We start from the raw sequence: 21,414 nt of genomic DNA, 5'->3' as shown, positions 1-21,414 counted from the left end.
GTGGACGGCCGTGCCCGCGTACGGACCGCGAGGCGGATGAAGGGGGAACCCTGGGGAAATGACCGAGAGCTTCGCCGTCGACCGGCGTTACGAGGCAGAGGCTCGTATTCGGCGTTTCCTGGACCAGGAGAACCCGTCGACACCGTGTCTGGTGATCGACCTCGAGACGATCCGCGCGCGCTACCAGGCAATCCACACCGCGATGCCGTCCATCGACATCTTCTACGCGGTCAAGTCGAATCCCGAGTCCGACGTGGTGGGCACGTTGGTCTCCGAGGGTTCGCAGTTCGACGTCGCCTCACCCGCGGAGATCGACCTGTGCCTGGCGCGCGGCGCCGCACCGTCGTCGATCTCCTACAGCAACCCCATCAAGAAGGCTGCTGACATCGCGTATGCCTACTCGCGTGGCGTGCGACTGTTCGTGTCGGACAGCGAGCAGGACGTGCGGTTCGTCGCTGCGCACGCGCCCGGTTCGTCCGTCCTGGTGCGAATCCTTGTACACAGCAAGGGTTCCACGTACCCGTTCGGCAACAAGTTCGGTTGCGATCCGGAGATGGCGACGGATCTCTTGCGGCTCGCGCACGAGTTGGGACTCGTTCCTCTTGGCGTCGCGTTCCACGCCGGCTCGCAACAGCTGTCCGTGCAGGGCTGGGACTCCGGCATCGCCGACGCGGCCCTGATCGCGTCGAAACTGCGTGCGGAAGGCATCGAGACCACCACCGTGAACCTGGGTGGCGGCCTGCCCGCGGTGTACCAGGAGGACACGCCCACCCTGGAGGCTTTCGCCTCTGCCATCGAGACTTCCCTCACCCGGCACTTCGGTGCCGTGCGGCCTCGTGTGATGATCGAGCCCGGCCGCGCGATCTCCGCCGAGGCCGGCATGATCCGCTCCTCCGTCGTGCTGGTGTCGCGTAAGTCCTATTCGGACGAACGCCGCTGGGTGTACGTCGACATCGGTCGCTACCAGGGCCTCGCCGAGACCGAGGGCGAGGCGATCGCCTACCGGTTGCGGACTTCACGCGACGGCGGCCCGGTCGGCCCGATCGTGCTGGCCGGTCCGACGTGCGACGCGGACGACGTGATCTACCAGCACACGCGCTACGACCTGCCGCTGGACCTGGAGGCCGGCGACCACGTGGACATCCTCCACGCCGGCGCCTACACCTCCTCCTATTCGTCCGTGTGCTTCAACGGTTTCCCGCCGTTGGCCACGTACTGCATCTAAGTCCGTCGTAATTCACATAGTTTGGAGTGATTGATGTCCGAAGCGCCCTGTCAGACCGAGGAAACCGTCGGTTTGTTCGCGGGACAGCACGTACTTGCAGAGCTCTCGGGCGTGAGTGCCGATCTGCTCGACGACGAGCAGTTCCTGAAGCACGCCCTTGGTGAGGTTCTCACGCAGGCCGACGCAACTGTGCTGGAGGTGATCTCCAAGAAGTTCGATCCTCAAGGAGTCACCGTGCTGGCTCTGCTGTCGGAGTCCCATGCGTCGATCCACACGTATCCCGAAGTGGGGTCGGTGTTCGTCGACGTGTTCACCTGCGGTACTCGTGCGAAACCCGCGCTGGCCGTCCAGCTACTCGCTGACGCCTTGGGCGCCGCTCACGTGAGCACGGACGTCGTCACTCGTGGCATCAAGGAGCACGCCGCGTGAACACCATCAACGAGCCGCTCGCCGAGGGCATGACCCGCCACTGGCGCGTGGACGAGGTGCTGGTCGACACCAAGACCGACTTCCAGCACCTGGTGATCGGCCGCACGGCCCAGGGCGTGTCGCTGTTCTGCGACAACGACCGCCAGTCGACGGAGTTCAGCCAGCTGACCTACCACGAGGCCCTGATGGTGCCGGCGCTGCTGCTGGCCGACACCGTCGAGCGCGTGCTGGTGATCGGCTCCTCCGAGGGCGTCGTGTGCCAGATGGCCGTTCAGCACGGTGCGTCGGTGGTCGACCACATCGACATCGACGAGCAGGCCGTGAAGCTGTGCGCCGAGCACCTGCCGTACGGGTACACGCTGGACGAACTGGCTGCCGCCGAGCGCGGTGACGGCCCGATCCGCGTGCAGTACATCGACGGGTTCGAGTACATCCGCACGACGTCGGAGAAGTACGACATCGTGCTGGTCGACCTGCCCGACGAGCGCGAGGAGGAGGCGCAGCACAACCGCTTGTACGGCGCCGACTTCCTGCGCATGTGCAAGGCGCTGCTGCGTCCCGGCGGCGTCGTCGTGAACCAGTCCGGGTGCCAGACGATGTGGCGCAACACCACGCTGATCCGCTCCTGGCAGCGGTTCAACGAGGTGTTCGACACCGTCGCCTACTACGGCTCGGACGAGCACGAGTGGGCGTACCTGTTCGGCCGCGCGGACGTGGTCGAGGACCCGACCGCGCTGATGGTCGAGCGGCTGAAGACGGCCGGGTACCAGCCGGAGTCGATCGACGACCTGGCGTTGCTGGGCAACAGCATTCCGCCCTACCGGGTGCGGCAGTCGCTGGCCTGAGTCCGGGTGTTGAGAGGGGCGCTTCCCGTTGCGCGGGAAGCGCCCCTTTCGCTATTTCCTGAGCGCCACGGCGGCGCAGACTGTGGCGGCCAGCCAGATGATCGGACCCGCCAGGCCGCCGTACAGGTCGACGTGACCGGGCAGCACCAGGTAGGCGACGAACGCGACGTCGATGACGCCGAGCACCACGGTGTTGAGCCAGAAGCCGACCAGGCTGTTCACGCGGCTGAGCGTGAGGGCAACGAAGATCGCCTGGGCTCCCAGAACCGTCACCGCGATGAAGTAGAGCAGGCTTTCCGCGGCCACTTCTTCTGTTGGTGCGCCATCGGACAGGTCACCGATGACCATCGAGGCGCCGAGCCCCATGTGCAGCAGGCCCCAGAGCACGTACAGCGCGACGGACACGGTGCGCGCGTTGATGTTCCTCCCCATGGCGCTGAAGCGTGCCGTGGGGAGGAACCCCGAACACTGGGGCTGGCCCTACCCCGGCCTCAGCTCAACGCCTGCCTGAGGAAATCGACCTGAAGCAGCAGCAGGTTCTCAGCGACCTGTTCCTGCGGGGTCATGTGCGTGACGCCGGAGAGCGGCAGCACGGTGTGCGGACGGCCGGCGGCGAGCAGGGCGTTGGACAGGCGCAGGGTGTGCGCGGCGACCACGTTGTCGTCGGCCAAGCCGTGGATGATCATCAGCGGGCGGGAGAGCTTGTCCGCGTCGGCGATGAGCGAGTTCGAGTCGTAGACCTCGGGCTTGTCGTCCGGGTGGCCCAGGTAGCGCTCGGTGTAGTGGGTGTCGTAGAGGCGCCAGTCGGTGACCGGGGCGCCGGCGATGCCCGCGTGGAAGACGTCCGGGCGGCGCAGGACGGCCAGGGCGCTGAGGTAGCCGCCGTAGGACCAGCCGCGGATCGCGACTCGGGTGAGGTCCAGGTCCGGTTCGACGGCGGCGGCCGCCTGCAGGGCGTCGACCTGGTCCTCCAGGGTGGCGCCGGCGAAGTCGAACGCGATCGCGCGCTCCCAGGCGAGACCTCGGCCCGGGGTGCCGCGGCCGTCGGCGACGATGACCGCGAAGCCCTGGTCGGCCAGCCACTGCGAGGCCAGGAAGGCGTTCTGGGACGAGACGACGCGTTGCGCGTGCGGGCCGCCGTACGGGTCCATCAGCACCGGGAGCTTGGTTCCCGGGGTGTGGCCGGTCGGGAGCAGGATCGCGGCGCGGATGTTGCGTTCGCCCAGGGTCAGCAGCCGCGGTGCCGCCTTGATCACCGGGGTCTCGGCCCACGACTCGATCACGTGGTCGCCGACGGTGGCCTTCGTGCCGAACCTGTCCAAAGTGGCCGATACGAGCACAACCGTGTCACCGCCCCGGATCGCGACGTTGACACCGTCTTCAGTGGACAGCTTCTCGGTCGTTTTGCCGACCTCGTAGACGTGCGTCTGCGTGGGGTCGTCCGCCGACGCGGCGACCAGGACGGAGTCGTCGGCGATGTCGAGCACCCGGCGCACCTGCAGGCCCGTGGTCAGGACGTCGTCGCCGACCTGCAGCGCGTACTCGTCGCCGTTGCCGACGATCCGCACGAGCCGGCCGTCCGGGGTCCACGCCGGAGCGCCGTCGGTGACCTCGAGCCACGTCGGGTCGGTCTCGACGGCGAGTTCGGAGACCGCGCCGGTCTCGGGGGCCAGCGCGTAGATCTTCCTGGTGCGCTGGTCGCGGGTCTGCGTGGTGATCAGCGGAGCGCCGCCCGACGACCAGTGCACGTCGTTGAGGTAGTCGAACTCGAGCAGCACCGGGACGAAGGTGCCGTCCAGCGACACCACGTGCAGCGACACCGCGGCGTTGGTCGTGCCGGCCGCCGGGTAGGCGATCTCGGTGGCCGTGGTCGCGGGGTTCGCGGGGTCGGCGATGTACCAGCGCTGCACCGACGCGTTGTTCACGCGCGCGGCGATGAGGCGGGTGCCGTTCGGCTCCCACCAGTAGCCGCGGTAGCGCGACATCTCTTCGGCCGCGATGAACTCGGCCAGGCCGAACGTCACGTCCTCCCCATCGGGCACGGCGACCGCGACGTCCTCGCCCGACTCCAGCTCGACCACCCTGAGCGTGCCGCGGGTGACGTACGCCACACGTTTGCCCGTCGGGTCGACGCGCGGGTCGATGACGCCGCCCTCAGTCGGCAGCTCGCGGACAGCACCGGTCGTCAGGTCGGCCACGAACAGCCGGCCCGACAGCGCGAACGAGGCCACCCCCGCGTCCTTCGAGAGGGCGTACCCCACGATGCCCGCGCCGGACTCACGCGTGCGCTCACGGCGCGCCTTCTCCTCGGCCGGCAGGTCCTCCGGGTCGGTCAGCAGCGTCGCCGGGTCGGCGAGCAGTCTTTCGACGCCGGTGGCCGTGGTCAGCTCCCAGAGCCCGTTCGCACGGCTCGTGGCCGTGGCCGGGCGCAGGAAGAAGACACGGGCCCCGTCCGCCGACACCGCGAAGGTCCTCGGTGCGCCGACGGTGAACCGCTGGGTGCGCGCCTGTTGGCGCGGGAAGGAGATGTCGTTGCCCACCCGCCAACACTAACCCGCGCACGCTTGCGGCACGGGTGCTGTGACATGCCACGCGGCGAGGAACGCCGCCTGGCGCGATACAGACCCGACGCAGGTTGCGGACACCGCTTCAGCCGGGAATCACCTCGTAGCGAGTCACGCCACTAGCCCACGCGGCTCTTCGGAGGCAGCGGCACGAAGCCGCTGGTGCGCCGGACGTACTCGGCGTACCCAGGGCGGCGCGACACGATGTCCTTCTCCAGCAACGGTTTGCCGGTGCCCTTCGCGAGCAGCAACGTCATGATCACCGGACCGACGATCGTGAGCGCGGCCAGCCACGAGTGCAGTGCGAACAGGTAGAGGCCCCACCACACGACAGCGTCGCCGAAGTAGTTCGGATGCCTTGTGTAGCGCCACAATCCGCGGTCCATCACGGCACCCTTGTTCGCCGGGTCCGCACGGAACCGGGAGAGCTGCCAGTCACCCACGGCCTCGAACACGAAGCCGACCATCCACACGCCAGTGCCCACCCAATCTAGCACCCCGAACGGGGCCGAAAGATGCTGCGCGGCCTGGACCGGCAGCGACACGATCCACATCAGCACGGCCTGGATCAGGTAGACGCGGTACATCCGCAAACGCGGATTTCCCTTGGCACGCCTCAAAATGTCCTGGTACCGCGGATCTTCGTCCTTGCCCGAGTTGCGCACGAAGATGTGCGCTCCCAGGCGTACGCCCCACACCACGGTCAGCACCGTGACGAACCACTGCCGAGTTGGTTCGCCCTCCGCGAACAGCAGCGTGATCACCGCGATGACGGCGAAGCCGGGACCCCACGCGGAGTCGATCAGGTCGTAGCGGCGACGGGCGTCCGCGTACAGGAACAGCCCGCTGAGCAGCAGGACGGCCCCGAGAAAGGTGATCAGGAAGCTCATCGCGCCACCAGCTCACGGCGCACGCGCGGCATCCCGCTGTTGCCGTTCTCGCTCCTGCGCACCGCGAGGATCTGGTCCACGCCCATCCGTCCTTCCTCGAACGTCAGCGCGCCACCCGCGAGGTACAGGCGCCACACCCGCGCCTGGCCTTCGCCGACCAGCGCGACGACCTCGTCCCACCGCTCTTCCAGTGTCTGCGCCCACGCCCGCACGGTCCAGACGTAGTGCTCGCGCAACGCGTGCACGTCACGGATCTCCAGCCCGGCGGCCTCCAAGAAGCCCGTCGTGGAACTGAGAGGCCGCATGTGCATGTCCGGAGCGACGTACGACTCGATGAACGCGCCACCGCCGGGTGCGTTGTGACCGCGCGACATCTGCTGCAGCAGCAGGCGCCCCTCGGGCTTCAGCAGGCGGTGCAACGTCGAGGCGTACGTCGGGTAGTTCGCCTCACCGACGTGCTCGCCCATCTCGATCGTGGAGATCGCGTCGAACGGCTCGTCGCGGACCTCCCGGTAGTCCTGCAGCCGCACCTCGACGCGGTCCTGCAGACCTTCCGCCTCGACCCTCGCGAGGATGTGCGCCCGCTGCTGAGCGGAGATCGTCACACCGACCGCGTGCACGCCGTAGTCCCGGGCGGCGTGGATGATCATCGATCCCCAGCCGCAGCCCACGTCGAGCAGGCGCATACCCGGTCGCAGGTCCAGCTTGCGGCACACCAGATCCAGCTTGTTGTGCTGAGCCTGGGCCAGTGACTCGTCCGGCGAGGTGAAGTAGGCGCACGAGTAGGCCATGCTCGGGTCGAGCACGAGCCGGTAGAAGGCGTTGCTCAGGTCGTAGTGGTGCGAAATGGCGTCCCGGTCGCGCGCCTTGGTGTGCAGGGCGCCACGCAGGCGGGCCTCCTCCCGCGGCGCGGACGGGTTGGGGCCCAGCACTTTCAGTTGCAATGCGAGTTTCACGACCTCCGCGAGCCTCGGCCGCCGGGTGACCCCGCGCCGCACGAGCCCCCAGATCTCGGACAGCCCCGTCGCGAGATCACCCTCCACGTCGAGCTCGCCGCTCACGTAGGCGCGCGCGAGACCCAGCTCGTTCGGACTCCAGACGAGCCGGCGCAGCGCGTCCCGCGACCGGATCACGAGAACGGTGCCGTCCTGCGGCCCGGCCACGCTTCCATCCCATGCCCGAAATCCGATCGGGACCGGCGCACCCAGCACCCGTTCGGCCATTCCCGCCAGCTGACCAGCGACGACCACCCTGCACCTCCTGCGAAACCTGGCTCCGCCAGACGTTCGAGTCGGCAAGAGGTTCGGTTCGTTTCTGAACCGAGACGCAACCCCACCCGTATGGCCTCGATAGAGCGAACGACGGAACAAGGAGGACATGAGTGTGATCCGACGTAACCGCATTGCCATCGGGCTCGCCGCGGGGCTGGCAGTTGTGCTGGGTCTGGGTGTCTGGAGCGCCACGGGAAGTGGCACGAACTCGAAGCCCGTGGCACAGACCGAAACCGACCTGGGCATCCTCGGCGACTACGGCGACGCGGCTCAGGCCCCGGTACTCCAGGAGCCCGCTCAGGCGCCCGAAACCCCGGTCCAGCAGCAGGCCCCGGAAACGCCGGCCGCGCAGCCCCCGGCGGCACAGCCTCCCGCCGCGGCCCCAGTCAGCTCGTTGAAGCTGGTCGGCAAGGCCGTCGACAAGATGGGCATGGTCATCCAGGACGGCGACGGGCGGACCATGTACCGGTTCGACAAGGACACCAAGGCAGCGGACGCCAAGTCCAACTGCAACGACAAGTGCGCTGAGACGTGGCCACCGTTCCTGTCGGACACGGTTCCGCAGGTCGAGGGCATCGACCCGAAGCTCGTCTCGCTGATCACCCGCGCTGACGGCAAGAAGCAGGTCGCCGTCGCCAACTCGCCGATCTACTCGTACTCGAAGGACCCGGGCCCGGGCAAGTGGGCCGGCCAGGGCGTTGGTGGCACCTGGTGGGTCATCCAGCCCGACGGCAACCGCAACGTCCAGTGCCTCCCGCCCGGCGTGGTGGCTCCTGCGGCGTAACCCCCCACAGCGTTCTGTTAGGACGGTCCATCTGAGACACACAACACCCTGACACGGTGTAACCCCGGCCCTGGGGAAGGGGCCGGGGTTCCCGTCGTTTCGCTCTCGGGTCACGAACTGAAGGGGCGCCACCGGATTCCGGTGGCGCCCCTTCAGTTTCGGAACGATCAGAGCGTCGAGTACAGCGGGTGCTTGGCCGCCAGCACCTCGACGCGGGCGCGCAGCTCGTCGATCGCCGCACCCGGCTTGAGCGCCTCCGCGATGACGTCGGCGACCTCGATGAAGTCCACCTCGCCGAACCCGCGGGTGGCGAGCGCCGGCGTGCCGATCCGCAGACCCGACGTCACCATCGGCGGACGCGGGTCGTTCGGCACGGCGTTGCGGTTCACGGTGATGCCGATCTGGTGCAGCACGTCCTCGGCCTGCTTGCCGTCCAACTCGGACGAGACCAGGTCGACGAGCACCAGGTGCACGTCGGTGCCACCGGTCAGCACCTTCACGCCCGCGGCGGCCACGTCCGGCTGGGACAGCCGGTCGGCCAGGATCCGCGAGCCTTCGAGGGTGCGCCGCTGGCGGTCGGCGAACTCCGGCGAAGCGGCGTGCTTGAACGCCACGGCCTTGGCCGCGATCACGTGCTCCAGCGGGCCGCCCTGCTGGCCGGGGAACACCGCCGAGTTGATCTTCTTGGCGATGTCCGCCTCGTTGGACAGGATCACGCCACCGCGAGGCCCGCCCAGGGTCTTGTGGGTCGTGGTCGTCGTGACGTGCGCGTGCGGCACCGGCGACGGGTGCAGCCCCGCGGCCACCAGGCCGGCGAAGTGCGCCATGTCGACCATCAGGTAGGCCTCGACCGAGTCCGCGATCCGGCGGAACTCGGCGAAGTCCAGCTGGCGCGGGTAGGCCGACCAGCCCGCGACGATCAGCTTGGGACGGTGTTCCTGAGCCAGGCGCTCGACCTCGGCCATGTCGACCCGGCCGTCCGAGTCGGCGACGTGGTACGGCACGACGTTGTAGAGCTTGCCGGAGAAATTGATGCGCATGCCGTGGGTCAGGTGACCGCCGTGCGCGAGGTCCAGGCCCAGGATCGTGTCGCCGGGCTGGAGCAACGCGAACATCGCGGCCGCGTTGGCCTGCGCGCCCGAGTGCGGCTGGACGTTGGCGAAGCCGGCGCCGAAGAGCGACTTGATGCGCTCGATGGCCAGGCGCTCCACCACGTCCACGTGCTCGCAGCCGCCGTAGTAGCGGCGGCCGGGGTAACCCTCGGCGTACTTGTTGGTGAGCACCGAGCCCTGGGCCTGGAGCACCGAGACGGGCGTGAAGTTCTCCGAGGCGATCATCTCGAGAGTGCCCTGCTGGCGTGCCAGCTCGGCCGCAACGGCCTCGGCCACCTCGGGGTCGTACTCCGCGAGGGAAGCGTTGAACTGGTCGGACATCTGGAAGATCTCCCTACTTGGCGCGCTTGTAGAACGGAAGTGCGACGACCTCGACCGGCTGCTTCTTGCCGCGGACGTCCACCAGCAGTGGGGTGCCCGGCTCGGCGCTCGCCTTCGAGACGTAAGCCATGGCCACCGAGTAACCGAGCGTCGGCGACAGGGCGCCCGAGGTCACCTCGCCGACGACCTCCTCGCCGTTCAGCACCGCGTAACCGTGTCGCGGGGCGCGGCGTTCGGGGGTCTTCAGTCCGACCAGGACCGAGTCCACACCGGACTCCGCGACCTTCGTCAGCGCGTCGCGGCCCACGAAGTCGCCCGGCTTGTCGAGCTTCACGACCCGGCCGAGGTTCGCGTGGTACGGCGTCAGGGAGGTGGTGAGTTCGTTGCCGTACAACGGCATTCCAGCTTCGAGACGCAACGTGTCGCGGCAGCCGAGACCGCACGGCTTGAGCTCGTGCGCCTCGCCGGCGGACAGCAGCGCCGCCCAGACTGCGGACGCGTCGGCCGGCGCGACGAAGAGCTCGAAGCCCTCCTCGCCCGTGTAACCGGTGCGGGCCAGCAGCGCGTCCACACCGGCGACGGTGGACGGGTACGAGGCGTAGTACTTGACCGTGGACAGGTCAGTGTCGGTCAGCCCGGACAGGATCTCGACCGACTTCGGGCCCTGGATCGCGATCAACGCGTAGTCGGTCGAGGCGTCCGTGACGACGGTGTCGAACCCGGCGGCGCGCTCGACGAGGGCCTCGGCGACCACGAGGGCGTTCGAGGCGTTCGCGACGACCATGAACTCCTCGTCGCCCAGCCGGTACACGATCAGGTCGTCGATCACGCCGCCATCGGCCTGGGTGATCATCGTGTAGCGCGCCTTGCCGACGGCCAGCGCCGAGATGTGGCCGACCAGCGCGTAGTCGAGCGCCTCGCCCGCCTGCGGTCCGGTCAGGACGATTTCACCCATGTGCGTGAGGTCGAACAGGCCCGCGGTGGTGCGCACCGCGTGATGCTCCGCGAGCTCGGACGAGTAGCGCAGCGGCATCCGCCAGCCCGCGAAGTCGGTGAACATCGCGCCGAGCTGCTCGTGCTCGGCGTTCAGAGGCGTGAGGCGGGACATCAGAACGCTCCTCCAGGGTGCGCCGAAGAGCCGGACCAGGCCGGCTGAGGCAACAGAAGAATGACACGGTCCATCAGAGACTCCTCAACTAGAGCGAGCCTCCCCCTCTGTCATGAGCCTGAGAGCTTCGCCACCGGAGTGGCTTGCACCGTGGGCGAGGCCGATGGCCTGCTTTCCAGAGTTGCCTTCGTCGTGCGGTACTTGTACCTGAGAGATTCCGGGGAGGAGTTGCTCCTTCGGCGCCCACACTCAAATGGGCTCTCCCGCGCGACATCGACGGCCGTGTTCAGTTGGTAGCCCCAGACGCTAGCAGGCCAAACGTCACAACGGCACGCCCTGCGCAGTCTTCTCGACCACCTTGCGCTCCGCCCAGAACGACAGGAACGGCACGGTGCCGGCGAGCAGCACGAGCGCGGTGCCCTTGATCGACCAGCGCAGCTTCAGCGCCAGATCGACGGAAATCACCAGGTAGATGGCGTAGAGGAAGCCGTGGACCGGTCCGACGACCTTCATGAACTGGCCCATGTCCGCGGCGTACTTGAGCACCATGGCCACGACCAGGAGCAGCAGGAAGACTCCGACCACGTAAGCCATGACCCTGAACCGGGTCAACGCACCCTTCATCTGCCCGCCTTCGCTCAACGACCGTCCCGCGCGTTGAGGTCCGCGAGCATGCGGTTGTAGGCCGCGAGCTCCGCGTCTTCTTCGTCGTCGAACTGCTCGACAGGCGCGGGTTTGACGGCGTCAACGGTAGTCACCGGCTTCGCGGCGGGCGCAACCGGCTCCGGTGCGGAGAGAGCCTCGTCACTGCGTTGGCGCGTCAGGCGACGGAAGCGCCACACCATGAAGGCCGGGAAGAGGCCGAAGAGCGGCCACTGGAGCACGTAACCGAGGTTCTGGAACGTGCCGCTGGCGGACTCGAAGCGCTGCCACTGCCACCACGCGAGCCCGCAACAAAGGATCAGGGCCGCCACACAGGCAAGCCCGATCAACACTCGCTGGGGGGTGAGGAGGCCGCGCACGACCTCCAGACTACAAGTGCAGGGCTCCCGCCTCCGAGAGCCCGTGCCCCACTACGCCACGCCGTCCCGGCGCTGCCTCTGCAGACGTGCGACGCACCAGGCTGCGGCAGAACCGCGGCGAAGGTGCTGGAGAACCGTCATCGGTCCCAGGCGCCTCCCGAGATCGGCAGGGGTCAGGCCCGCCGCGCGATAGTCGAGCGCGCGCTGGTCCAACGGGCTGATGCCCGCGTCCCACCACTGCTCGGCCTCGGCGACGTCGCCAACCAGCTGCCAGTAGCTCGCTGCGGCAGCGAGCAACGCCTCGGGTGCCTCCGGCGCCCGCTTGCGCATCGCGGCCACGTAGGCCGGATCCGCCGAGTCGACCTTGACCAAGCCACGCGACGACCCGCTCCTGCCTCCCCGCTGCACGGGGATGCCTGGCGCCGAGGGGGGAGCCTCCGCGAGCCACGCGTTCTTGATCCGGTTCACCTCCTGCATCTCTGCGTCATCAGACCGTTCAGCCGCCCACTGCTGCAACAGCTCGTGGACCCCGGAGTCCTCGACCATATGTGCCTCCTCGTCGGTCGGGGATCGGCCATTGCAGCGGAAGGTATTCGGTAGGTCTGACAATCGCCAGACCCTGAATCCCCAGAACACCCGTTACCAGTGCGTGATTGGCCTCTTTCCACCCATCCGGCTCAACGCGAACGGACGAAGGTCACCCGCTGTCACTAGCTGATCGGGGTCGCCGTACCGAAGAGGCTCCTGATGAAGGTGATGATCGACTCCGCGCCCTGCCTCAGCCAGCCGAGCACCTGCTGGACCGCGGCGGCGGACTGCTCGGGCTGGGTGATCAGGAGGAACAGCACCAGCGCGACGGCCGCCAGCACTAGCACCTTCTTGAGGTTCACAGGTACCTCTCCGTCCATGTCGCTCACGAGTCAGGCGGCGGACCGCCCGTGTCACCCGTCATGGTCCCTCATTCACCCTTGCGATGAACAACGACCACGCCCAACTGGTCCCGGGATCCACCAGGCCCGCACGCCTACGTGACGGGGAATGTCACCCGAATGGCGGCTAAAGAGGTCCCTGTCCAGCGCCGATGTCCTGGGCACGAGGTGAACACGGACTCCCTCGCATCCCACAGCTTGGACAGCCACTGTTGCACCGGGCCTCACCCGGATGCCGAACCACCCCCAACACGCTCTGTCACGTCGTCGTGTCTCCATTAATACGCACGCGAGCATTCATCCAATTACTCCTGACCGCCGCAGTTCCATAATTTGGGCCTCCGCCACACCCATGTCGGCAAGCACTTCCCCGGTGTTCGTCCCGGTCGATACCGGGGGCGTCGGAACCGCCGTCGGTGTCCGGTCGAAGCGGGGAGCCGGCGCCGGGTGCAACGCCCCGGAGACGTCCACGAACGAAGCACGCGCCGCGTTGTACGGATGCCGTGCCGCCTCGGCCGGGGACAGGACCGGTGCCAGGCAGGCGTCCGTGTCCTTCGCGAGGTCGGCCCACTCGTCCCTGGTCCGGGTCTTCACCGCCGCCGCGATGCGTTCGCGCAGCTCAGGCCAGTTCGCCGGATCGTCGCGGGACGGCGCGTCCGCCAGCCCCAGCACGCCCACCAGGTCGGCGTAGAACCTCTCCTCCAACGCGCCCACGGCCACGAACCGCCCGTCCGCGGCCTCGTACACGTCGTAGAACGGCACGCCGCCGTCGAGCATGTTCTCGCCGCGCCCGCCCTGCCACATGCCCGCGTTGCGCATGCCGTGCAGGAACGTCGTCAGCAACGCCGCCCCGTCGACCATCGCCGCGTCGACGACCTGGCCACGCCCGGAGCGTTCCCTTTCGTACAGCGCGGCGAGCACGCCGACGGCCAGCAGCAGCCCTCCCCCGCCGAAGTCGCCGAGCAGGTTGATCGGGAAGCTCGGGGGTCCACCGGCCCGTCCTAGAGGTTCCAAGGCGCCCGCCACGGCGATGTAGTTGATGTCGTGGCCGGCCCGGTCGGCGAGCGGCCCGTCCTGGCCCCAGCCGGTCATGCGTCCATATATAAGGCGCGGGTTGCGAGCCAGGCACTGCGCCGGACCGATGCCCAGCCGCTCGGTCACGCCCGGCCGGAAGCCCTCCACCAGCACGTCCGACCGCTCGACCAGCCGCAACACCAGCTCGGCGCCCTCGGATTTGCGGGTGTCGATCGCGACCGAACGCCGGCTGCGGGTCAGGAAGTCGCCGGGAACCGTCGGGTGACTGCCCGGCTTGTGCACCTGGATCACGTCCGCGCCGAGGTCGGCGAGCACCATGCAGCCGAACGGCGCGGGCGCGAGGCCCGCGAGCTCGACGACGCGAAGTCCTGCCAGCGGCCCTTTCTTCGAGGTGGCAGTCACAGGGACCTCGCGATGATTTCCTTCATGATCTCGTTCGTCCCGCCGAAGATCCGCTGCACGCGGGCGTCGGACCAGGCCCGTGCGATCGGGTACTCGTTCATGTAGCCGTAGCCGCCGAAGAGCTGCACGCACTCGTCGACGACCTTGCCCAGCCGGTCGCTGGCCCACCACTTCGCCATCGCCGCGGTCGGCACGTCGAGCTCGCCGCGCAGGTGCTTCTCGATGCACTCGTCGATGAACGCCCTGGTCACGGCCGCTTCGGTGGCGCACTCGGCGAGCTTGAACCTGGTGTTCTGGAACTTCATCAGCTCCTTGCCGAACGCCGTGCGCTCCTTGACGTACTTCAGCGTCACGTCGACGGCCGCCTCGATGCCCGCGATGCAGCAGACACCGATGATCAGCCGTTCCTGCGGCAGCTGCTGCATCAGCTGGATGAACCCGAGGCCCTCCTGGTCGCCCAGCAGGTTCGCGGCGGGCACGCGGACGTCGTCGAAGAACAGCTCGGCGGTGTCCTGGCCCTTCATGCCGACCTTGTCGAGCACGCGGCCGCGCCGGATGTCGTTCTCCACGACGATCAGCGAGATGCCCTGCGCGCCCTGGGCGGGGTCGGTCTTGGCGACCACGATCACCAGGTCGGCGTGCAGGCCGTTCGTGATGAACGTCTTCGAGCCGTTGATGACGTACTCGTCGCCGTCCCTGACGGCCCTCGTGCGGATGCCCTGGAGGTCGGAGCCCGCGCCGGGTTCGGTCATCGCGATCGCGCCGACGTACTCGCCGGACGCGAGCTTGGGCAGCCAGCGCTGCTTCTGGTCCTCGGAGCCGTAGGAGTTGAGGTAGTGGGCGACGATGCCGCTGTGCACGCTGTTGCCCCACGCGCTGTCGCCCGCGCGTGCCTGCTCCTCCAACAACACGGCCTCGTGTGCGAACGTGCCGCCGCCACCGCCGTACTCCTCGGGGATGCTCAGGCACAGCAGCCCGACCTCACCCGCACGCCGCCACAGGTCGCGGTCGACCTGCTTCTGCTCGGCGAAGCGTTCCTGGTGCGGCGCGACCTCCTTCTCCATGAACGTGCGGGCGAGCTGGCGCAACTGGTCCAGGTCGCTGTCCATCCACCGCGATCGACGCTCTGCCATGCCGTCCACGAAACCACCGGACGTTGATCCACGCCATGACCGGCGCGCCAGGCCGTCACCCGAAAAACTGAGCGAAATTCCCACCCCGTCGGACACACTGCTCCACATGCAGATCCAGCAGGTCACGCCGGACGAGTGGCGGCTGTGGCGCGACATCCGGTTGGAAGCGCTGGCCAGCGACCCCGAGGAGTTCGGGTCGACGCTCGCCCGTGAGGAGGAGTACAGCGAGTCGGACTGGCGGGAGAGGCTGGTCGAGGGCGTGAAGGTGGTCGCTTTCGACGACGGGCCGGTCGGGCTCGTCGCGGGTGCGCCGGAACCGCAGGGTCTGTACCTCTACTCGATGTGGGTGAGCTCGTCGCACCGCGGCCGCGGGGTCGGGGAGGCGCTGGTCCGCGAGGTGCTGACGTGGGCGGCGGAGGCGGGCTGGAAGCTCGTCCGGCTGCGCGTGTACGACCACAACCTGCCGGCCAGGCGGCTTTATGAGCGACTCGGCTTCGTGGACGCCTTCGAACCGGAGCACATGGAGCTGAAGGTGAGCTAATCGGTCACCCTTCACGGTCATGGCCAGCTCAATCGAGCAGGCTTAGCGTGGGTGCCATGAGCGAAGCCTTGATCTTCGACGCGGTGCGCACGCCGCGCGGCAAGGGGAAGCGCGGGTCGCTGCACAGCGTCAAGCCCGTCGCTCTCGCCGCCGGGGTGCTGCGCGCGCTGTCCGAACGCAACTCCCTCGACACCTCCGCGGTGGACGACGTCGTGTTCGGCGTCGTGTCACCGCTCGGCGAGCAGGGCGGCGACATCGCCCGCACCGCCGTCCTGGCCGCGGGCTGGGACCAGCGGCCGGCCGGTGTGCAGCTCAACCGGTTCTGCGCGTCCGGCCTGGAGTCGGTGAACCTCGCCGCGGCCAAGGTCGCGTCCGGGTTCGAGGACCTGGTGGTCGCGGGTGGCGTCGAGTCGATGTCGCGCGTGCCGATGGGCTCCGACGGTGGCGCGTGGGCGATCGACCCCGCGACGAACTTCGACCTGTCGTTCGTGCCGCAGGGTGTTTCGGCCGACCTGATCGCGACGCTCGAAGGCTTCTCGCGCACCGACGTCGACGCGTGGGCCGCCCGGTCGCACGCCCGTGCGTTCGAGGCGCAGAAGGACGGCCGGTTCGAGCGTTCCGTGGTGCCGGTGATCGACCAGAACGGCACGGTGGTGCTCAAGGAGGACGAGACGATCCGTCCCGAGTCCACTGTGGAGTCGCTGGGCCGGTTGAAGCCGAGCTTCCAGTTCCACGGCGACCTGGGTTACGACACGGTGGCGATCGACCGCTACCCCACCGTCGAGCGCATCAACCACGTGCACACGCCCGGCAACTCGTCGCAGATCGTCGACGGCGCCGCGGCGATGCTGATCGGCTCCGAAGCCGCCGGTCGTGCCCTCGGGCTGACCGCGCGGGCGCGGATCGTGTCCGTCGCGGTGGTCGGCACCGAACCGACGATCATGCTCACCGGGCCGGCGCCGTCCGCGCGCAAGGCGCTCGACAAGGCGGGGCTCTCGGTCGAGGACATCGACCTGTTCGAGGTCAACGAGGCCTTCTCGTCGGTCGTGCTGAAGTTCCTGCGGGACATGGACATCCCCGAGGACAAGGTCAACGTCAACGGCGGCGCGATCGCACTCGGCCACCCGCTGGGCGCGACCGGCTGCATGATCCTCGGCACGCTGCTGGACGAGCTGGAGCGCCGGGACCTGCGCCGCGGGCTGGCCACGTTGTGCGTGGGCGGCGGCATGGGTATCGCGACGATCATCGAGAGGGTCTGAGGCATGCCGTTCCACTACGACAAGGACTCCGACGGCATCGTCACGCTGACGATGGACATGTCCGGCTCCGCCAACGTGATGAACAACGAGTACCGCGACCTGATGGGCGACGCGGTCTCTCGCCTCGAAGGCGACGAGATCACCGGAGTGATCATCACGTCCGCCAAGAAGACGTTCTTCGCGGGCGGCGACCTGAACGTGCTGATCGCGATCACCCCGGAGAACGCGGCCCAGGCGCTGGACGGCGTCGAGGAGCTCAAGTCCCAGCTGCGGCGCCTGGAGAAGCTCGGCAAGCCCGTCGTGGCGGCGATCAACGGGTCCGCGCTCGGTGGCGGGTTCGAGATCGCGCTGGCCTCGCACCGCCGGATCGTGCTGAACGACAACAGCATCCGTGTCGGCCTGCCCGAGGCCACGCTGGGCCTGCTGCCCGGCGGCGGTGGCGTGACGCGCATGGTGCGGCTGCTCGGCGTGCAGAAGGCGTTGCCGTTGCTCATGGAGGGCAAGCAGCTGCGGCCGGAACGCGCGCTGCAGGCCGGAATCGTGCACCAGGTCGTGGAGACGCGCGAGGAGCTGATCTCCGAGGCCCGTGCGTGGATCCTCGCGAACCCGGCGCCCGTGCAGCCGTGGGACGTGCAGGGCGCGGGTGTGCCGGACCTGAAGTTCGGTGACCCCAACAGTTACGGCCTGCTGGGCGCGGCTCCCGCGGTGTTGCGCAAGAAGTCGCACGGCGCGTACCCGGCACCGGAGAAGATCATGGCGACCGCGGTCGAGGGTGCCTACGTCGACTTCGACACGGCGCTGAAGATCGAGGGCCGCTACTTCGTGGAACTGGCCTCCGGTCAGGTTTCCAAGAACATGATCACCGCGTTCTGGTTCAACCTCAACGAGGTCAACGGCCGCGCGTCGTCGGCAGGCAAGCGGGTGGCGAAGCTCGGCGTGCTGGGCGCGGGCATGATGGGCGCTGGAATCGCCGAGGTGTCGGCGAAGGCCGGCATCGAGGTCGTCCTGAAGGACGTGACGCTCGAAGCGGCCCAGAAGGGCGCTGGGGGCCTGGAAGGCGTGCACCCCACCGACTCCGACGCCGACCTCGCGGGCTGCGACCTGATCATCGAGGCGGTGTTCGAGAACCGCGAGCTGAAGAACAAGGTGCTGGGAGCCGCGGAGGCCCAGGCGCTGCCGGACGCGGTGATCGCGTCCAACACCTCGACGCTGCCGATCACCGGGCTCGCCACGGCGGTTCCGGACGCCGAGCGGTTCATCGGGCTGCACTTCTTCTCGCCAGTGCCGAAGATGCGGCTGGTGGAGATCATCCGCGGCGAGAAGACGTCCGAGGAGACGTTGCAGCGGGCACTCGACTACGTGCGGCAGATCGGGAAGACGCCGATCGTCGTCAACGACTCGCGCGGCTTCTACACCTCGCGGACGTTCGGCACGTACGTGATCGAGGCGATCTCGATGCTGGCCGAGGGCGTCGCGCCGGCGCTGATCGAGAACGTGGCCAAGAAGTCCGGCATGGCCGTCGGACCGCTGGCCGTGTCCGACGAGGTGACGCTGTCGCTGCAGCTGAAGATCCACGACCAGACGCTCGCCGACGACCCGTCGCTGGTGGCGGACAGCGCGGCCTACGACCTGATCCGCGAGATGGTCGGCCTGGGGCGCGCCGGGAAGTCCACCGGCGCGGGCTTCTACGAGTACCCCTCGGACGGGTCGAAGAAGTTCCTGTGGCCCGAGCTCACGACCCGGTACGCGAAGGCCGACGCCGGCGTGTCCGAGCAGGACGTGCGGGACCGGCTGCTGTTCGTGCAGGCGCTGGAAACAGTGCGGTGCCTGGACGAGGGCGTGCTGACGTCGGTGGCGGACGCGAACATCGGCTCGATCTTCGGGTTCGGCTTCGCGCCGTGGAGCGGTGGCACGTTGCAGTTCATCAACTCCTACGGCGTGCAGGCGTTCGTCGAACGCGCGGACTACCTCGCCGACACGTACGGGGAGCGGTTCCGCCCGCCGGCCTCGCTGCGGGAGCGGGACGAGTTCTAGGCGCGGTAGGAGCCGGGTGAGGACCCGGTCCACCGCTTGAAGGCCCGGTGGAAGGCGCTCGCCTCGGAGAACCCGAGGCGCAGCGCCAACTCCTCCACCGACTCCCCGCCCCGCACCAGCGACGCCACCGCCTGGTCGCGCAGCAGCTGCTCACGCACCTCGCGGAACGACGTCCCGTCCGCGGCGAGCCTCCTGCGCAACGTCGGCGCCGACACCCCCAGCTGAGCCGCCACGGCCTCCAGCCCGGTCACCCCGCGCCCGAGCAACCGCCGCACGTGCCCCGCCGTGTCCGCGCCGTGGTCCCGGCGCGACAACAACTCCGCCGGCGAGTGCCGCAGGAACCGGCGCAGCGCGGCCTCGTCCTGCACGACCGGCATGCGCAGGAACTTCGGGTCGAACGCGATCGCGGTGGCGCGCGCGTCGAACGTCAACGGACACCCGAAAATCAGGTGGTACTCGGCCGCGTGCGCCGGTTCGGGATAAGCGAACTCAGCCTCCCGCAGCGGAATGCGGCGGCCGATGAGCCACGACGAGAACCGGTGCCACAGCACGAGAAGCGACTCGGTGAGGAAGTGGTCGGGATCGCCCGGCACGTCGAGCTCGAACCGGCCGTCGTCGAGCGCCAGGTGCAGCGGTTCGTCGAAGAGCGCGTAAAAGGCCAGGCCGCGCCGGAGCGCCGACTCGAGGTCCGGGCAGTGCACGGCCAGCAAACACATCATCGCGAACGTGCCGCGTTTCGACGGCCGGGGCCCGAACCCCATGAACTCGTCGTCGAGAACTTCCCAAAGCGTCTGAATGAGCTTCGTGTACTGCGCGGGCGTGACGCGCGCACGGTCGTCGGCGAGCAGACTGGCCGGAATACCCGCACCGCTGAGCACGTCGGACGGCGCCGGGCACGCGCGGAGAGCCGCACGCACGTAATGGATCGCCACGGTCCGGGTGTGCACGAACCACAGTAAACGCCACCGGCGGTGACGCGGCTCCGGGGAGAGTTGGAGTCGCGTCACCGCCGGTGAAGGCCCACCCAGTGAGCCGTACCCCTCGCCAACGGGGCTTCCGCACGCCCATCGGCAAGGGACGATGTTGTGTCCGTCCGGATAACGCTATGTGGTCTAGACCAGGAATGTCAATAGTGTGAAGAGAGCAAACTCGCCGCGATGTTTCAGCCTTGTTCCAACGGTGCTACAGCGAAGCCCGCCGAGAACCGCTCGCACCAGATCACCACACTCCGAATGGCGGACACGTCCACTCCGGCGGGAATTTCGTACACCTGGTCGCCACGATTTCCCTTCAACTTGCCAAGACTGGTGAATCCCTGACCAAATGTCTTCTCCGGCGAGCTGGAAGCGTGCGGCGAGAGGTATACGTGCAGGTCAGGACCATCGCTCGTGTCCAACGAGGCGAACTGGACCGAGTAGCCGCTGTTCGGCAGCTTGATCAGGCTTGCCTTACCGGTCGTGGCGTGCTCAAGAGACCGCCACTCACCCGCGGCAACCTCTTTGGCCGTTTCCGCAACGGGCGCGGGCGCGCTGGAAGTCTCCGACTGAGCCGTGGACGTCGGCACCAGCAGCGCTTCGTGCGTTTCGCGGTTCGTGAGCAGCCGCCACGGCTGGAACAGGTACAACCCGACCCCCAGCGCAACGACCAGCACAACTGCGATGGGAATCAGAAATCGGCGATACGGCATACCGAAAATACTGGCCCAAACCGGACCAAAAAGAGCTTACGGAGTTGTTATGGTCCCTGCCGTGGCGACACAGGCGAGGATCGGCCAGGCCGTGCTCGGGGTCCTGATGGTCGGCTGCGCGCTGACCGGCCTCTTCCCAAGACCCGTCCCCCTCCTCTTCGCCATCGCAGCAGTAGGCACAGCCAACGCCGCGTTCCCACTCATGCGCACGTTCGGCTCCGCACTACTAGGCGGCGTAGCGGCCTCCTCCATCGCCCTCTCCTCGGTCCCGTTCGTCACCTGCTCCTCTGAACGCTTCACCGAGGTGTTCACCTGCACGGGTGACGCTCCGACGTGGCATCTGACCGGAACCGTGCTGGTGGCAGGCCTTTCCGGGGCCAGTTTGGTACTCGCCCGGATAACAGATCAGTGACAGCGATCACTCAACCGGGGCCATCAAGAAGCCGATAAGGCAAGCAGGCGAGCGTTCTGCTGCGACTGGTCTACCCGCTAATCTGAGCGTGATCGCCCGACTTCCAACCGTGAGCATGTGAGGAGATCTGCTGTGCGCGCACTGTGGGCCGCGGGTGGTTCCGCCGTGCTCGGGTCCGCGTTGCTCGGAGTGCTGGTGGGAATGGCGATCCACGGCGTGGCCGACGACGATCCGCTGAGCAGAACACCCGAGTCCAGCTGGATCAGATCCACCTCCAGCACCCCACCAAGCTCAACCGGGAGCACCACCCCCACCATCAGCGCCCCGTCGAGCGCCCCCAGCAGCGAGTACCCGAGCACCCAGCAAGCCCCGAAAAAAACGACCCCACCCCCGGCCATCACGAACCAGACC

Annotated in this window: 22 protein-coding genes, 1 pseudogene and 2 riboswitches; of the genes and pseudogenes, 9 read left to right on the top strand and 14 right to left on the bottom strand. The window is 68.1% G+C overall.

The window, feature by feature from the left end; genetic code table 11:
* Positions 1 to 58 precede the first annotated feature (58 nt).
* From B0F77_RS24405 to B0F77_RS24395, 3 genes are read left to right on the top strand one after another with little or no spacing between them, the layout of a single operon-like run.
* Positions 59 to 1,225 carry a type III PLP-dependent enzyme gene (locus tag B0F77_RS24405; RefSeq protein WP_086665302.1) on the top strand — a complete coding sequence of 389 codons (1,167 nt, stop codon included), beginning with the start codon at positions 59 to 61 and terminating at the stop codon, positions 1,223 to 1,225.
* A gap of 33 nt (positions 1,226 to 1,258) precedes the next feature.
* Complete coding sequence (gene speD, locus B0F77_RS49940; protein WP_086665301.1) at positions 1,259 to 1,654, top strand: adenosylmethionine decarboxylase; 396 nt, start codon at positions 1,259 to 1,261, stop codon at positions 1,652 to 1,654.
* A gap of 29 nt (positions 1,655 to 1,683) precedes the next feature.
* Positions 1,684 to 2,499 carry a spermidine synthase gene (locus tag B0F77_RS24395; protein ID WP_086665385.1) on the top strand — a complete coding sequence of 272 codons (816 nt, stop codon included), beginning with the start codon at positions 1,684 to 1,686 and terminating at the stop codon, positions 2,497 to 2,499.
* Positions 2,500 to 2,550: 51 nt separating this feature from the next.
* Here B0F77_RS24395 and B0F77_RS24390 read toward each other — a convergent pair whose 3' ends face one another.
* The 4 genes from B0F77_RS24390 to B0F77_RS24375 form a co-directional block, all read right to left on the bottom strand.
* Positions 2,551 to 2,931: a hypothetical protein gene (locus tag B0F77_RS24390; protein WP_211293981.1), complete on the bottom strand. Its 381-nt coding sequence runs from the start codon at positions 2,929 to 2,931 to the stop codon at positions 2,551 to 2,553.
* A gap of 59 nt (positions 2,932 to 2,990) precedes the next feature.
* Entirely contained in the window at positions 2,991 to 5,039 is a 2,049-nt protein-coding gene (locus B0F77_RS24385; protein ID WP_086665300.1) for a S9 family peptidase, read from the bottom strand.
* Positions 5,040 to 5,182: 143 nt separating this feature from the next.
* Complete coding sequence (locus B0F77_RS24380; protein WP_086665299.1) at positions 5,183 to 5,953, bottom strand: DUF1295 domain-containing protein; 771 nt, start codon at positions 5,951 to 5,953, stop codon at positions 5,183 to 5,185.
* Positions 5,950 to 7,176 carry an SAM-dependent methyltransferase gene (locus B0F77_RS24375; RefSeq protein ID WP_245848597.1) on the bottom strand — a complete coding sequence of 409 codons (1,227 nt, stop codon included), beginning with the start codon at positions 7,174 to 7,176 and terminating at the stop codon, positions 5,950 to 5,952. Before B0F77_RS24375 ends, B0F77_RS24380 begins: the two co-directional genes overlap by 4 nt.
* A 160-nt stretch (positions 7,177 to 7,336) precedes the next feature.
* Here B0F77_RS24375 and B0F77_RS24370 point away from each other — a divergent pair, with 160 nt between their 5' ends.
* Positions 7,337 to 8,008: a COG4315 family predicted lipoprotein gene (locus B0F77_RS24370; protein WP_086665383.1), complete on the top strand. Its 672-nt coding sequence runs from the start codon at positions 7,337 to 7,339 to the stop codon at positions 8,006 to 8,008.
* A gap of 167 nt (positions 8,009 to 8,175) precedes the next feature.
* Here the strand turns inward: B0F77_RS24370 and glyA are convergent, their stop codons facing one another.
* From glyA to B0F77_RS24330, 8 genes are all read right to left on the bottom strand, one after another.
* The gene (gene glyA, locus B0F77_RS24365; RefSeq protein ID WP_086665297.1) at positions 8,176 to 9,441 is read right to left on the bottom strand and encodes a serine hydroxymethyltransferase; all 1,266 of its coding nucleotides are present in this window, start codon (positions 9,439 to 9,441) and stop codon (positions 8,176 to 8,178) included.
* A 13-nt stretch (positions 9,442 to 9,454) separates the two neighbouring features.
* Complete coding sequence (gene gcvT / locus B0F77_RS24360; protein WP_086665296.1) at positions 9,455 to 10,549, bottom strand: glycine cleavage system aminomethyltransferase GcvT; 1,095 nt, start codon at positions 10,547 to 10,549, stop codon at positions 9,455 to 9,457.
* Positions 10,550 to 10,649: 100 nt separating this feature from the next.
* A riboswitch (glycine riboswitch) is annotated at positions 10,650 to 10,733 on the bottom strand.
* A 1-nt stretch (position 10,734) separates the two neighbouring features.
* A riboswitch (glycine riboswitch) is annotated at positions 10,735 to 10,825 on the bottom strand.
* Between the two features lie 45 nt (positions 10,826 to 10,870).
* Positions 10,871 to 11,173: a DUF3817 domain-containing protein gene (locus B0F77_RS24355; protein ID WP_030466691.1), complete on the bottom strand. Its 303-nt coding sequence runs from the start codon at positions 11,171 to 11,173 to the stop codon at positions 10,871 to 10,873.
* 14 nt (positions 11,174 to 11,187) lie between these two features.
* On the bottom strand, positions 11,188 to 11,571 hold the full coding sequence (locus tag B0F77_RS24350; RefSeq protein ID WP_086665295.1) for a hypothetical protein: 384 nt from the start codon (positions 11,569 to 11,571) through the stop codon (positions 11,188 to 11,190).
* Between the two features lie 51 nt (positions 11,572 to 11,622).
* Positions 11,623 to 12,117 (bottom strand): transcriptional regulator, encoded by a 495-nt coding sequence (locus B0F77_RS24345; RefSeq protein ID WP_086665294.1) that lies wholly within the window; start codon positions 12,115 to 12,117, stop codon positions 11,623 to 11,625.
* A 164-nt stretch (positions 12,118 to 12,281) separates the two neighbouring features.
* On the bottom strand, positions 12,282 to 12,461 hold the full coding sequence (locus tag B0F77_RS24340) for a hypothetical protein (protein WP_425435713.1): 180 nt from the start codon (positions 12,459 to 12,461) through the stop codon (positions 12,282 to 12,284).
* A 336-nt stretch (positions 12,462 to 12,797) separates the two neighbouring features.
* The gene (locus B0F77_RS24335) at positions 12,798 to 13,937 is read right to left on the bottom strand and encodes a CaiB/BaiF CoA transferase family protein (protein WP_086665293.1); all 1,140 of its coding nucleotides are present in this window, start codon (positions 13,935 to 13,937) and stop codon (positions 12,798 to 12,800) included.
* Complete coding sequence (locus B0F77_RS24330; protein WP_086665381.1) at positions 13,934 to 15,070, bottom strand: acyl-CoA dehydrogenase family protein; 1,137 nt, start codon at positions 15,068 to 15,070, stop codon at positions 13,934 to 13,936. The genes B0F77_RS24335 and B0F77_RS24330 overlap by 4 nt, the downstream gene beginning before the upstream one ends.
* A gap of 106 nt (positions 15,071 to 15,176) precedes the next feature.
* Between B0F77_RS24330 and B0F77_RS24325 the strand changes: the two genes are divergently transcribed.
* Genes B0F77_RS24325 through B0F77_RS24315 form a run of 3 tightly spaced genes read left to right on the top strand, consistent with a single transcriptional unit; the run spans position 15,177 to position 18,904 of the window.
* Positions 15,177 to 15,611 carry a GNAT family N-acetyltransferase gene (locus B0F77_RS24325; RefSeq protein ID WP_086665292.1) on the top strand — a complete coding sequence of 145 codons (435 nt, stop codon included), beginning with the start codon at positions 15,177 to 15,179 and terminating at the stop codon, positions 15,609 to 15,611.
* A gap of 56 nt (positions 15,612 to 15,667) precedes the next feature.
* Complete coding sequence (locus tag B0F77_RS24320) at positions 15,668 to 16,870, top strand: acetyl-CoA C-acetyltransferase (RefSeq protein ID WP_086665291.1); 1,203 nt, start codon at positions 15,668 to 15,670, stop codon at positions 16,868 to 16,870.
* A gap of 3 nt (positions 16,871 to 16,873) precedes the next feature.
* Positions 16,874 to 18,904 carry a 3-hydroxyacyl-CoA dehydrogenase NAD-binding domain-containing protein gene (locus B0F77_RS24315; RefSeq protein ID WP_086665290.1) on the top strand — a complete coding sequence of 677 codons (2,031 nt, stop codon included), beginning with the start codon at positions 16,874 to 16,876 and terminating at the stop codon, positions 18,902 to 18,904.
* Here the strand turns inward: B0F77_RS24315 and B0F77_RS24310 are convergent.
* Positions 18,901 to 19,851 (bottom strand): AraC family transcriptional regulator, encoded by a 951-nt coding sequence (locus B0F77_RS24310; protein WP_086665289.1) that lies wholly within the window; start codon positions 19,849 to 19,851, stop codon positions 18,901 to 18,903. The genes B0F77_RS24315 and B0F77_RS24310 overlap by 4 nt on opposite strands.
* 215 nt (positions 19,852 to 20,066) lie before the next feature.
* A complete protein-coding gene (locus tag B0F77_RS24305; protein WP_086665288.1) occupies positions 20,067 to 20,591 on the bottom strand; it encodes a DM13 domain-containing protein in 525 nt (174 codons plus the stop codon).
* Between the two features lie 61 nt (positions 20,592 to 20,652).
* Between B0F77_RS24305 and B0F77_RS24300 the strand changes: the two genes are divergently transcribed.
* Both B0F77_RS24300 and B0F77_RS49095 read left to right on the top strand, forming a co-directional pair.
* Positions 20,653 to 21,003: a hypothetical protein gene (locus B0F77_RS24300; protein WP_143466879.1), complete on the top strand. Its 351-nt coding sequence runs from the start codon at positions 20,653 to 20,655 to the stop codon at positions 21,001 to 21,003.
* 132 nt (positions 21,004 to 21,135) lie between these two features.
* Positions 21,136 to 21,414: pseudogene (locus tag B0F77_RS49095) on the top strand (hypothetical protein); the annotation flags it as partial.

This window comes from Lentzea kentuckyensis, assembly GCF_002150765.1.
Taxonomy (GTDB): Bacteria; Actinomycetota; Actinomycetes; order Mycobacteriales; family Pseudonocardiaceae; genus Lentzea; species Lentzea kentuckyensis.
The sequence above is the reverse complement of the archived record's forward strand: the minus strand, read 5'-3'. Positions and strand labels throughout refer to the sequence as shown.

Coding starts and splice junctions, on each gene's coding strand:
- B0F77_RS24325 (WP_086665292.1), top strand. CDS start 15,177: ATGCAGATCCAGCAGGTCACGCCGGACGAGTGGCGGCTGTGGCGCGAC.
- speD (WP_086665301.1), top strand. CDS start 1,259: ATGTCCGAAGCGCCCTGTCAGACCGAGGAAACCGTCGGTTTGTTCGCG.
- gcvT (WP_086665296.1), bottom strand. CDS start 10,549: ATGTCCCGCCTCACGCCTCTGAACGCCGAGCACGAGCAGCTCGGCGCG.
- B0F77_RS24345 (WP_086665294.1), bottom strand. CDS start 12,117: ATGGTCGAGGACTCCGGGGTCCACGAGCTGTTGCAGCAGTGGGCGGCT.
- B0F77_RS24380 (WP_086665299.1), bottom strand. CDS start 5,953: ATGAGCTTCCTGATCACCTTTCTCGGGGCCGTCCTGCTGCTCAGCGGG.
- B0F77_RS24355 (WP_030466691.1), bottom strand. CDS start 11,173: ATGAAGGGTGCGTTGACCCGGTTCAGGGTCATGGCTTACGTGGTCGGA.
- B0F77_RS24405 (WP_086665302.1), top strand. CDS start 59: ATGACCGAGAGCTTCGCCGTCGACCGGCGTTACGAGGCAGAGGCTCGT.
- B0F77_RS24305 (WP_086665288.1), bottom strand. CDS start 20,591: ATGCCGTATCGCCGATTTCTGATTCCCATCGCAGTTGTGCTGGTCGTT.
- B0F77_RS24330 (WP_086665381.1), bottom strand. CDS start 15,070: ATGGCAGAGCGTCGATCGCGGTGGATGGACAGCGACCTGGACCAGTTG.
- B0F77_RS24375 (WP_245848597.1), bottom strand. CDS start 7,176: ATGGCCGAACGGGTGCTGGGTGCGCCGGTCCCGATCGGATTTCGGGCA.
- B0F77_RS24390 (WP_211293981.1), bottom strand. CDS start 2,931: ATGGGGAGGAACATCAACGCGCGCACCGTGTCCGTCGCGCTGTACGTG.
- glyA (WP_086665297.1), bottom strand. CDS start 9,441: ATGTCCGACCAGTTCAACGCTTCCCTCGCGGAGTACGACCCCGAGGTG.
- B0F77_RS24320 (WP_086665291.1), top strand. CDS start 15,668: ATGAGCGAAGCCTTGATCTTCGACGCGGTGCGCACGCCGCGCGGCAAG.
- B0F77_RS24315 (WP_086665290.1), top strand. CDS start 16,874: ATGCCGTTCCACTACGACAAGGACTCCGACGGCATCGTCACGCTGACG.
- B0F77_RS24395 (WP_086665385.1), top strand. CDS start 1,684: ATGACCCGCCACTGGCGCGTGGACGAGGTGCTGGTCGACACCAAGACC.